We start from the raw sequence: 12,338 nt of genomic DNA on the forward strand, positions 1-12,338 counted from the left end.
GGCATGGCGAAGTCGCTGTTCAGTCCGTCCTGGTACCGCGTCGCCGACCTGAGGCTGCGGCTACGCAGCCACGCCCAGATCCACCGCCAGCGCTTCCGCGGCGAGGTCTGGTACGTGCTGCAGGACCACCAGACCGGGCGCTTCCACCGCCTGTCCCCTTCGTCCAACCTGTTCGTTGCGCTGATGGACGGCAAGCGCACGCTGGGCGAGATCTGGGACATGGTCGGCCGCCGCGCCGGCGACGATCCGCCGACCCAGGACGAGGCAATCCAGCTCCTCGCCCAGCTGCACGGCTCCGACCTGCTGCAGGGCGCCATGCCGCCCGACTTCCAGGAACTCGGCGAGCGCTCGGCGAAACAGGCGCGCAGCGAGGTGATCAGCAAGCTGCGCAACCCGATGTCGCTTAAGCTGCCGCTGTTCGATCCCAACGGCTTCCTCGATGCGACCATGCCGCTGGTACGACCGCTGTTCACCGTCTACGGCTTCATTGCCTGGCTGGCCCTCGTCGCCACAGCCATCGTGCTCGCCGTCATGCATTGGCCCGAACTGACCGCGGACGGCACCGACCGGCTGCTCAGCGCCTCCAACATCGCCATGATCGTGCTCATCTACCCGCTCGTGAAGACGATCCACGAGGCCGGCCACGCCTATGCCACCAAGGCCTTCGGCGGGGTGGTGCATGAGGTCGGCGTCATGCTGCTCGTGCTGATGCCCGCGCCCTACGTCGACGCCACCGCCTCGACCGCCTTCCGCGAGAAATGGCGACGCATGCTGGTCAGCGGCGCCGGCATCATGGTCGAGTTCGCGCTTGCCGCAATCGCCATGATCTTCTGGGTCAATGCCGAGCCGGGCCTTGCCCGCGCCATCGCCTTCAACGTCATGCTGATCGGCGGCGTCTCGACCATCTTCTTCAACGGCAACCCGCTGCTGCGCTTCGACGCCTATTACATCCTCGCCGACCTGGTCGAGATCCCCAATCTCGGCAACCGTTCCAACAAGTATTTCTGGTACCTGGTCCAGCGCTATCTGCTCGGCGTCGAGCAGGTCGACGATCCGGCGACGGCGCGCGGCGAGCGCAAGTGGCTGTTCGGCTATGCCGTGCTCGCCTTTCTCTACCGGGTGGTGCTCAGCCTGACGATCGCGCTGCTGGTCGCATCCAAGCTGTTCTTCATCGGCGTGCTTCTGGCGTTGCTGACGCTGTTCAACACCTTCGTCCAGCCGCTGTTCAAGGGCGCCAAGTTCCTGTTGACCTCGCCACGGCTCGACGGCCGGCGTGGTCGCGCCATAGCGCTTACCGGTGGGCTCACGGGCGCAGCACTGGCGCTGTTGCTGCTGGTGCCCCTGCCCTACGGCACCATCGCCCAAGGCGTGGTCTGGATCCCCGACCGCGCCCAGGTCCGCGCCGAGACCGGCGGCATCGTCGTCGAGATCCTTGCAAGGCCCGACGCGACCGTTGCGGCAGGCGATCCGCTGATCCGCCTCAACGACCCGTCGATCGACGGCCGGGTAAAGCTGCTGGAGGCGCAGGCGGCCGAGCTCAGGCTGCGCTACGACGCCGTGCAGTTCACCGACCGGACGGCCGGCGACATGCTGCTCCAGCAGTTGCGCAACGTCGAGGGTATCATCGCCTCCGGCGTCCGCCGCCGCGATGCGCTTGTGATCCGCGCACGCGACGGCGGCCGCTTCGTCCTGCCCAACGCCGCCAACCTGCCCGGCCGCTACATCAACCAGGGCGACCTCGTCGGCTACGTCGTCTCCTCCGCCACGCCCGCGCTCCGCGTCATCGTCCCGCAGAGCGAGGTCGACCTGGTGCGCGGCAGGACGACCAGGGTCGACATTCGCTATGCCAGCGATCCCGCCCATGTCGTGCCGGCGCGCATCAGCCGCGAGGTGCCGGCGGCCCAGCTCGACCTGCCGAGCCTGGCGCTGTCCACTGAAGGCGGCGGCACGATCGCCGTCCGCAGCAGCGGCGGCCCCGACAATCGCCCCAGGGCGCTCGAAGCGCTATTCGTCTTCGACCTTGCACCGGACGAGCCGCAGCGCCAGCTCCTGCTCGGCAGCCGCGTGCACGTGCGCTTCGACCATGGCAGCGAACCCGTCGCCTGGCGCTGGCTGCGCGGCCTGCGCCAGACCCTCCTGAGCCAGTTCAATGTATGACGCAGCGACCTTGAGGCCGCCGCGGCCGATCCTCTATGCCGAGCGCCCGGACAAGAAGAAGTCGACGCTCGACGATCATGCGGCAAAGGCCATAGCCTACGTCAAGGGCGCCGGCAGCAAGCGCCGCGCGCGGCAGCTGGCCGGCATCATCGCCAAGGTCGAGGCACGCGATGCCGAGATGCGCGCCCTCTCCGACGAGGAGTTGCGCGTCCGCGGCCGTAAGGCCTCAGTGGCGCTCAAGCGCCAACCGGGCTTTCCCGAGGGCGTCGTCGCGGAGAGCTTCGCCGTCATCCGCGAAATCTCGGGCAGGCTCAGCGGCCGCCGGCACTATGGCGTTCAGATGATCGGCGCCTATGCGCTTCTGCGCGGTTATCTGGCCGAGATGGCGACCGGCGAAGGCAAGACGCTGACCGCCGCGCTGGGTGCCGCGACCGCGGCGCTTGCCGGCCTGCCGGTGCACGTGGTCACCGTCAACGACTATCTCGCCGGCCGCGACGCCGAGCTCACCAAGCCGATCTACGACTGGCTCGGCCTCAGCGTCGGCGTCGTCGTCGCCGGCCAGTCGGTCGAGCAGCGCCGCGCGGCCTATGCCTGCGACATCACCTATTGCACCAACAAGGAGCTCGCCTTCGACTATTTGCGCGACCGCATCGTGCTCGGCCAGAACGGCGGCAACCTCAGGCTCAAGATGGAGGCGCTGCAGGGCAAGCGGCCGCGCACCGATCAGCTGCGCCTGCGCGGCCTGCATTTCGCCATCGTCGACGAGGCCGACAGCGTGCTGGTCGACGAGGCGCGCACGCCGCTGGTCATCTCCGGCGAGGCCAAGGGCGAAATCTCCGCCGCCACGGCCGAGGAAGCGCTAGGCCTTGCCCGTTCGCTGGAGACCGGCCGGGACTACGTGCTGATATCGGCGCAGAAGCGCATCGTCCTGACGCCGGAGGGGCGCGAGCGCATCGCCGCCTTCGCCGACGAGCGCGGCAAGGAGTGGCGCGGCGTGGTCGTGCGCGAGGAACTGGCCCGCCAGGCCCTGTCGGCGCTGCACCTGTTCCATCGCGGCGAGCAATATCTGGTGCGCGACGGCAAGGTGCAGATCATCGACGAACACACCGGCCGCGTCATGCCCGACCGCGCCTGGAGCGACGGCCAGCACCAGATCATCGAGGTCAAGGAGGGCTGCGCGCCCTCGGCGCGGCGCACCACCATCGCACGCATGACCTACCAGCGCTTCTTCCGCCGCTATGCCCACCTTTCGGGCATGACCGGCACCGGCCGCCAGGTGGCGCGCGAGTTCTGGCAGGTCTACCGCCTGCCGGTGGTCGCGGTCCCGACCCACCGGCCGCGCCAGCGCGTCAACCTGACGGACCGGGTGCTGGCTACCGACGAGCAGAAGTGGCGCGCCGTCATCGAGCGGGTGAAGGAACTCAACGCGCGCGGCGTGCCGCTCTTGCTGGGCTGCCGGTCCGTCGCCTCGTCGGTGGCCGCCAGCGAGCGCCTGGCGGAAGCCGGCCTGCCGCACCAGGTGCTGAACGCCGCCCAGGACAGCGCCGAGGCGGCGATCGTGGCCCTTGCCGGCGAGCGCGGCCGCATCACCGTCGTCACCAACATGGCCGGACGCGGCACCGACATCCACATCGCCGACGACATCGAGGCGCTTGGCGGCCTGCACGTCATCATGGTCGAGCGCCACGAGGCGCGCCGTATCGACGACCAGTTGGCCGGACGCAGCGGCCGCCAGGGTCAGAAGGGCTGCTTCCAGGCGATCCTGTCGCTCGACGACCCGCTGATGGAGTTCGCCGCCGCGGGACTGTTCAAGCGTTGCTGCCGGCTGACCGAACCCCTGCTCGGCGAGACGGCGGCCCGCCTGCTGCTGCGCCATGCCCAGCGCCGCGCCGAGCGCGTCCATGCCGGCATGCGCCGGGACCTGCTCAAATCGGACGAAAACCAGACCCGCACCCTGGCCTTCACGGGCCGACCGGAGTGATCATGAAGCCTGCCTTCCTCGCCCTCTTCGCCGCCACGCTCGCTGCCTTTCCGGCGCAGGCCGAAGTGCAAACCTTCGACTGCGTCGCCGAGCCGGCCCAGCGCGTGCAGGTGGGCAGCCCGGTGACCGGCCTGCTGGCGCTCGTCAAGGTGGGGCGCGGCGACGAGGTCAAGCGCGGCGACGAGCTGGCCCGGCTCGATTCCACCGTCGAGGAGGCCAATGTCGCGCTCGCCATGGCCCAGGCCAACGCCCGCGCGTCGCTGGAGTCGCAGCGCACCCGCCTCGACCTGGCCCAGGCCAATCTCGACCGCTCGCTGAAGCTGGTGAATTCCGGTGCCGTCACCCAGTCCAAGCTCGAGGAACTGGAAGCGATCGTGGCGATCGCCAGGCGCGACCTCGACACCGAGGAACTGCGGCTGAGGTTCGCGGCGATCGAGCTCGAACGCCAGCAGGCGCTGCTCGCCCGCCAGAGCATCAGGAGCCCGCTCGATGGCGTGGTCGTCGAACAGAACCTGCGGGCCGACGAGTTCGTCCGCCAGGACAGTGCCGTGCTGACCATCGCCCAGACCGATCCGCTGCATGTCGAGGCTTATGTCCCGACCGCGCTGTGGGGGAAAATCGCCAAGGGCACACGTGGTACGGTATCGCTCGAGCAGCCCGCCGAGACGCGCATCGATGCCGAGGTGACCGTGGTCGACCGCATCTTCGATGCCGCCAGCGGCACCTTCGGCATCCGCCTGGCGCTGCCCAACCCCGGCGGAGCGATACCCGCCGGACAGCGCTGCAAGGTGAGCTTCGAGCCGACAGCTGCCGGGCAATGATCCATGCGCCGTCGACGGCGAACGCGCGACGCTGAAGACAAAGCTGCGGCCGGGCATCGAGGTTTTCGTGCTCACCGCGATCAGCGGCGGTTGAGTTTTGCCGCCGGTGCAGCCTATGGAATATTTTAGTAAATCAATATTCCACAAGAAGATGTAAAGGTCGATCTGGACCATCTATTTGCGAGACCATGAACATATTCTTCTGTTGACCTGACCCGAAAGCCAATATCTCTGTCCAAGCAGATGAATCGCCGCTCTTGCCGGAAGGTCATCGGATCGGGGATGGAACCGCAGGCGCGCCGACTACAGGTGCGACAGTGCGGTTTGCGGGGGCGACAGATGCAGCATCAGACGACGCGACGTGCAGGCGCAACGGCGGCGATTGCGTGGGTCAGCGCGCGACTAGGGATGATGCTGATACTCTGCATGGCCCTGCTCTGGCCGTCGATGGCCCTCAGTGCACCTCCCACGGCAACGGTCGTTGTCTCAAACATCGAGCTCAAGATTGGCGACACCTCGCTGGTTACGATCACTTTTTCGGAGCAGGTAACCGGCTTTGACAACGCCGACCTCATTGTATCGAACGGCGCCCTGACGGCCGTCTCCTCTTCGGACGGCGGCATCACCTGGACGGCGACATTCGCACCTTCGGCGGGCATCACCGACTCTGCCAATCTGATCACCCTGAACGTGACAGGGGTGGCAAACGGAGGCGGCGAGGCCGGCAGCGGCACCGTCAATTCCAACAATTATGAGATCGACACCGTGCCGCCGACAGCAACGATCACCGTTGCCCCTGACAAGATCGGCATCGGCCGGACTGCGCAGGTGACGTTCACGTTTTCCGAGGAAGTGACCGGTCTTTTACTTGCCGAAATGAACGTCGCATATGGCACCCTGTCGAATCTGGTCCAGGTCAACAACATGACATGGACAGCGATGTTCACCCCGGAAGCGGGCGTCACCGAAACATCCGTTGTGATGTCGCTGAACAATACCCTGGTAGAGGACACGATCGGCAATCCTGGCAGCGGCACAACCTATTCCAACAATTTCGCAATCGACTCGCTGCGACCTGCCGCAACACTCGTCATGGCCGACCCCAGCCTCGCCGCCGGCGACACGTCGCTGCTGACGATCACCTTTTCGGAAGCGGTGACCGGCTTCGACAACGCCGACCTCACCGTCCCGAACGGGACTCTGTCGGCCGTGTCCTCGTCGGACGGCGGCATCACCTGGACGGCGACGTTCAACCCCAACGCAGGCGTGAGCGACGCGACCAATCTGCTTACGCTGAACAATGCGGGCGTGACGGATGTGGCCGGCAATGCTGGCACTGGCATGACCAATTCGGCCAATTTCACCATCGACACGGTGCAGCCGACGGCAACGGTCGTCGTTGTGAACACTGCGCTGAAAACGGATGAGACATCGCTGGTGACGATCACCTTCTCGGAGGCGGTGACCGGCTTCAACAACGCCGATTTGACAGTCAGCAACGGGGCACTTTCGGCTGTATCGTCCTCGGACGGCGGCGTATCCTGGACGGCGACATTCACCCCTTCGGCAAACGTGTCCGACGCCAGCAACTTGATCTCGCTCGACATGACCGGCGTGCAAAACGCGTCCGGCAACACCGGCAGCGGAACCGTCGATTCGAACAACTACGCGATCGATACCGCGGGGCCGACCGCGACGATCGACGTGGAAGTCACCAGCTTGAGAGACGGGGAAACGTCACCGGTGACGATCACCTTTTCCGAGGCGGTAACCGGTCTTGACCTTACTGACCTGAGCCTGACCGGCGGCACCACGTCGGCACTGTCGACGTCCGACAATATAGTCTGGACCTTCACGCTCACTGCGACCGGCGGGTCATCGCCGAACAACACAATCACGCTTGCCGCCTCGGCCGTGTCGGATGTCGCGGGCAATTTGGGCAGCAGCGCCGTGTCCAACAGTTATGCGACCAACCCTCCGACCATCTCCCTGGCGCCGGCAACGCTTCCCAACCCAACTCTTGGCGTTGCCTATTCGCAGGCGGTGAGCGCCGAAGGAGGCACGGCACCCTACACCTTCGCCATCAGCGAAGACGCACTGCCCCACGGGTTGGCACTAAGCCCTGCAGGTAACGTATCGGGCACGCCAACCGCCACGGGCGCCTTCAATTTCACCATCAAGGTGATGGACACCCTGGGCTTCACGGCCAAGCAGGCATATTCGATCACCGTAGGCGCCCCGGCGCCGGTTGCCGTCTCGCGGCGCATCAGCGTCGATGCAGGAAAACAAGTGACGGTCGACCTGAGCGATGGAGCCACGGGTGGCCCGTTTGCCGCGGCAGCACTGGTTTCGTTTTCGCCGGCGGCCGCGGGCACCGCGGCCATCACCGGCACCGAACTCACCTTCGACGCGGCGATTACCTTCGAAGGCGAGGCGACCGTCGTCTTTACGCTGAGAAATGCCTCTGCCGCGTCCGCACCGGCCATGATCTACTTCGATGTCACCGGACGTCCCGATCCGTCCAAGGACGCCGAAGTCGCCGGCCTTCTGACCGCCCAAGTCGACAGCGCCAGGCGCTTCGCCGACAGCCAGACGCAGAACTTCAATTCGCGGCTCGAGCAGTTGCACGACGAAGGCGAGCGCCGCCGCAACAGCATGGCGGTGCGGCTTGGCTATTCCGGCAACGACGGCAAGAGCGACGAGGACCGGCGGTTCGAGGACCTGCTGGGCAAGGCTCCCGAGGGCGCGGCCGGCGGCGGCTTTGCCATGCACAACTACGCCGAAGACAAGAGTACCCGCCAGCCGGCGCAGCCGCCGGTCGAGGTCGACCTCGGCAAGCTGGCCGTGTGGACCGGCGGCTTCGTCAATTTCGGCGAGCGCGACGACGGCAAGCTGAACCTGGACTACACCACCGCCGGCGTCAGCGGCGGCATCGACTACCGCTTCTCCCAGTCGCTGGTGGCGGGTTTCGGCATCGGATACGGCCGGGACGCAACCGACATCGGCTCAAACGGCACCGAAAGCCGGGCGCACGCCTACAGCGGTGCCGTCTATGCAAGCTATTCGCCGTTCAAGTCGGCATATCTCGACGGGCTCGTCGGCGGCAGTTGGCTCGACTTCTCCAGCACGCGCTATGAGGCGACTGGCGGCACCTTCGCCACGGGCAACCGCAGCGGCGGACAGATTTTCGGCTCGATCACCGCAAGCTATGAAAAGCGTGACGATGCCTGGCTGATCTCGCCCTATGGCAGGCTGGATTTTTCCAGGTCGTGGCTCTCGGGGTTCACCGAAAGCGGCAGCGGCGACTATCTGCTGAAATACGGCAGCCAGACCGTCGACACGCTTTCGGGCATCGCCGGACTTCGCGTCGAATACGCGATCACCACCGACTGGGGCGTTTTGAAGCCGGGCGCCCGCATCGAATATGTCCATGATTTCGAAGGGGCGAGCCAGGTAAGCCTTGGCTATGCCGACACCGTTGGCCTGCCCTACGTCTTCGGCACCGACAGCAAGGGCAGCGACTACGCGACATTGGGAGCATCACTGGACGCAGCCCTCGGCAACGACTGGACCGCGCGTTTCGACTACCGCACCGCCGTCGGCGGCGTCGGCCAGAGCCACGGGCTTGGCCTCAAGGTCGGCAAGAACTTCTGACGGCGACGCCTGTCGCGGCCGAGCAGGCCGCGGCGGGCTTCCCTGAAGCTCCCGCGATTGAACTGGCTAGGGCTCTGCCTCTTGGAACATGGCTTTCCCAAAAGCAGGCTCCCGGCTTTCGGCAACATACTCTAGTATCGGGCCAGATTATCGTTCGAGGGATCCAAGATGATGCGACGTACAGGTCTTTTTCTGGCCTTCATGCTGGCTTTTGCACCGGCCCTGCCGCAGGTCGCGGCAACCCAGGAGCGCGTCGAGACGCTGCGCATGCGCCCCGGCGCAACGCAGACGACGGTGCGCGGCATCGTCTTCGGCCGCATCAGCGCCTCCTACCGGCTCGAGGCGCGGGCCGGCCAGCGCATGAGCCTCGACCTCAGGTCGCGCAACCGCTTCCTCTATTTCAACGTCGTCGACCCGCGCGGCCGCGCCATCGCCCGCGAACAGACGCAATGGGACGGGCGCCTGTCCGCCTCGGGCCTCTACACGATCCAGATCTACCTGATGCGCGCCGAAGCCCGCCGCAACGGTGCCGCTCCCTTCGCGCTCGGCGTCAGCGTCTTCGGGCGCGGCGAGCCCGGCCCCGGTCCTGAGCCGCTGCCCGGACCGCGCTCCTGGCGCGTTGTCGGCGTCAGCCCCGACGACGTGCTCAACATGCGCGAGACGCCGTCGCCGCGCGGCTTCGTCGTCGGCGAGATCCCGTTCGATGCGGGCGGGCTGCGCAACCTCGGCTGCCTCGACGGCCAGAACTGGTGCAAGGTGCGCTATCGCGGCCAGGAAGGCTGGGTCAACGGCCGCTTCCTGCGCCCAGAATGACCGGCAGGCGATCCTAGGCAAGGCGCGCAGTCGGGGGCCACGTCGGTCCGTGGCCCCGGCGCGGCGACCAACTCGTCTTGGGTCATGGGGACGGAAAGAGCGCGAGGTTGATACGCTTCGGGTTGGGGGTCGCCATCTCGGCCGACACGACACCAGGACGTCGATCGGACGACGATCTTTCCCGAGGCTACCTACAATGTCGTGTGCATCCTTCGAATTGAGACGACCCTGAAATGTCGAATGATCCGGGCCACACTTCCTCGTTGCTTACAAATTTAGCCGCAACCTGCTAAGGTTGCTTCTTCAGGGGCGTCCTGCCTGGCGGAGGCCGACTTGCTCCTGCGAAGAGGAGGGTTCCATGTGCGACCTGGTCGATCATGACGTCCTAGGGCCGAGGCAACGCGCCATACTCATCGAGGTCTACGAATCCGCGCGCAGGGTGGAGGCCAGCCTTCCACACACGCATATCGCCAGCATCGCGGCGCGCAGGCTGATCGCTGCGTTCAACGGCAATGTCGACAGCCATGCGTCGGACCTGCGCCACATGCGGACGATAGGGACGGCCTGACGGCCGCGCCCGCATGCTCGTCGCCGCGGCGGACGCGCTTCGCAACGTTTCGGAATGTCAGCGGCGGCGCCGGGGCTGCGCATTCGAGGCGCCGCGATAGGAGAGCCGCTGGGCGGTGGGGGTCGGGGGGTCCGCGGCTCCCCTATCCTGTCGCGCTCGGTGACACGGACAGGCCGCGTGATGTGCTGGCGCTTGTCACGCAGGCACCCCGAGTTTCCGACCTGCATGGCCCGTAGGTCAAATTGTGCAATGGGCGTAGATGCCTACGGGCAATAACCCCCATGGACATCCTCGGGCACATGATATCAGATGAGGCCTCGGCGTTCCGTCTTTCCGGGACGGCTCGCCGTGGCAGATGTCGATCGAACACCGAGCGTATTGTGATCTATGGGGACGTAGTCGCGATGAAGGTCGGCGGCTGAGACGAGCGCCCTTCACTGCGGATAGATCCAGTAGAAGTGATGGCCGAGCAAACGCTGCTTCAATTCTTTCAGTCCCTGCCGACAGGTATTGCCCTCGGCCATGCCGGTGCCGACGTCGATTTCCTCGACTCCACCGCAAGGACCTATGCGACAAACACGGTTGTGGGCCGCCAGGGCGACACCAACAGCCGGATATTCATCGTCCAGTCGGGCTGGACCTCCGTCTGCCGCCACCTGCCGAACGGCAACCGCCAGATAATCGACACTCCCCTCAAGGGGGATGTGCTTGACCTGCCCTCCACCGATGGAGGCAGCGTCAATTCCCTCTTAGCGGTCACCGCGGCGACGATCTTCGAAATCCCCGGACATGCGTTCGCCAAGGCCCTCGACCGCAACGCGACGCTGGGCGCCCTGTTTTCGCGCATGGTCGCCCGCCAGCATCAGATCGCGGCCGAGCGGCTGACCAGCGTCTGCCGCCGCAGCGCCCTCGAACGCACGGCCCATTTCCTGCTGGAGCTGGGAGAGCGGCTGGCCGCGGGCGGAGCCTACGGCACCCAGTCGGGCTATGACTGCCCGCTGACGCAGCACGATCTCGCCGATGTCCTCGGGCTCACGCAGATTCACGTCAACAGAACGCTCCGGGAGCTGCGCGAGCGGGACATGGTTTCGTTTCGATCCGGCTCTGTAGAGTTCCTCAACCGGCAGAAACTCGTAAAGCTTGCAGGCTTCGACAAAGGCTACCTGCAGTATAGCTGGCCGCAGGCTCCACAAAAGTTGCTCGCCTCCGGGCATGTTCCTAGCAGCGTTCGCAGCGTTATACCTTAGGCTGATGCCACCTTAGGCCGGACGCTGTACGTCCCCGCAAAGAACGATCACCACAAAGCCACCACCCGATAAGATGATACGATGTATCGTATCGTCTATATTGGTTAACATATGTTAATGAAAAAAGAATAAACTGAGTTATCGTGGCTCGTTGTTCTCTTGATTGGGACCAGGAGACATCGTGGAGAGGAAGCAAGGCGGCGCCTCTGCGGGAATGCGGATGTATGTGCGTCGTATCAGGGGGATGAAAGCCGGCACTTGGTAGTTGTTCATGGGGTGTGCTGATCGCTGAAGGGGCGATCTGTGTGCGGAAAGGGCGTATGGCCAATGGAGACCAACACAGGACATAGCGGCAATTCATCCACGGCGCTTACGAGGAGCGGCGTAGAACTGGTGGTATCGGGCAGCGGGATCGACCGCCGCCCCCACGAACGTCTTCTCATAATCGACAGTAGAGCATTGGATCGCGAATGCCTGGCGAAGGCCTTGATCTATCACGACCTTGGCATGGAGGTTACGGCTCTTGGGTCAATCGACGAATGGCGTAGGCAGAAGGAACTGCATCCGTCACTGTCGGCGATATTGCTCAACCTCGGCGGCCGCAAGGCCGCGGATCCCAACGTGGCCAACGAGATCTCGCGGCTTGCCGCCGAGTTCAAGACGGTCCCGGTCGTCATCCTTGCCGACACCGACGAGCTCAAGCAGATCATGAAGGCGCTGGAGTGCGGCGCGCGCGGCTACATTCCGACGACCGTCGGGGTGGACGTCTGCGTCGAGGCGATCAACCTTGCGATCGCCGGCGGCATTTTCGTTCCCGCCAGCAGCCTGCTTGCCATGCGTCATCTCATCGACTCGAGCAGCCATGAGATTCGCCCGCTGGCCGGCATGTTCACGTCGCGCCAGGTCGAGGTCGTCCAGGCGCTGCGCCGGGGCAAGGCCAACAAGATCATCGCCTATGAACTGAAGCTGCGCGAGAGCACGGTGAAGGTCCATATCCGCAACATCATGAAGAAGCTCAAGGCCACCAACCGGACCGAGGTCGCCTACAAGCTGAACGATCTCTTCCCCGGCGACGTCTGACGCTTCGCCCGGCCAAG

General features: G+C 65.3%; 8 protein-coding genes. All 8 read left to right on the top strand.

Going from position 1 to position 12,338, the window contains the following annotated elements; genetic code table 11:
- The first annotated feature begins 3 nt into the window (after positions 1-3).
- The 8 genes from J2X50_RS03085 to J2X50_RS03120 all read left to right on the top strand — a co-directional run bounded on the left by J2X50_RS03085 (position 4) and on the right by J2X50_RS03120 (position 12,321).
- Entirely contained in the window at positions 4-2,157 is a 2,154-nt protein-coding gene (locus tag J2X50_RS03085; protein ID WP_429091339.1) for a peptidase M50, read from the top strand.
- Positions 2,150-4,138 (top strand): preprotein translocase subunit SecA, encoded by a 1,989-nt coding sequence (locus J2X50_RS03090; RefSeq protein ID WP_429091340.1) that lies wholly within the window; start codon positions 2,150-2,152, stop codon positions 4,136-4,138. Before J2X50_RS03085 ends, J2X50_RS03090 begins: the two co-directional genes overlap by 8 nt.
- A 2-nt stretch (positions 4,139-4,140) precedes the next feature.
- Positions 4,141-4,959, top strand: a complete 819-nt coding sequence (locus J2X50_RS03095; RefSeq protein WP_429091342.1) for an efflux RND transporter periplasmic adaptor subunit — start codon at positions 4,141-4,143, stop codon at positions 4,957-4,959.
- Between the two features lie 339 nt (positions 4,960-5,298).
- Positions 5,299-8,613, top strand: a complete 3,315-nt coding sequence (locus J2X50_RS03100) for an Ig-like domain-containing protein (protein ID WP_429091343.1) — start codon at positions 5,299-5,301, stop codon at positions 8,611-8,613.
- A 168-nt stretch (positions 8,614-8,781) separates the two neighbouring features.
- On the top strand, positions 8,782-9,426 hold the full coding sequence (locus J2X50_RS03105; protein ID WP_429091345.1) for an SH3 domain-containing protein: 645 nt from the start codon (positions 8,782-8,784) through the stop codon (positions 9,424-9,426).
- Between the two features lie 358 nt (positions 9,427-9,784).
- The gene (locus tag J2X50_RS03110) at positions 9,785-9,994 is read left to right on the top strand and encodes a hypothetical protein (RefSeq protein ID WP_340038133.1); all 210 of its coding nucleotides are present in this window, start codon (positions 9,785-9,787) and stop codon (positions 9,992-9,994) included.
- Positions 9,995-10,455: 461 nt separating this feature from the next.
- Positions 10,456-11,241 carry a Crp/Fnr family transcriptional regulator gene (locus J2X50_RS03115; RefSeq protein ID WP_429091347.1) on the top strand — a complete coding sequence of 262 codons (786 nt, stop codon included), beginning with the start codon at positions 10,456-10,458 and terminating at the stop codon, positions 11,239-11,241.
- Positions 11,242-11,568: 327 nt separating this feature from the next.
- On the top strand, positions 11,569-12,321 hold the full coding sequence (locus J2X50_RS03120; RefSeq protein ID WP_429091349.1) for a LuxR C-terminal-related transcriptional regulator: 753 nt from the start codon (positions 11,569-11,571) through the stop codon (positions 12,319-12,321).
- The last annotated feature ends 17 nt before the right edge of the window (positions 12,322-12,338 follow it).

The organism is Aminobacter sp. BE322, assembly GCF_050433525.1.
In the GTDB taxonomy this organism is placed as follows: domain Bacteria; phylum Pseudomonadota; class Alphaproteobacteria; order Rhizobiales; family Rhizobiaceae; genus Aminobacter.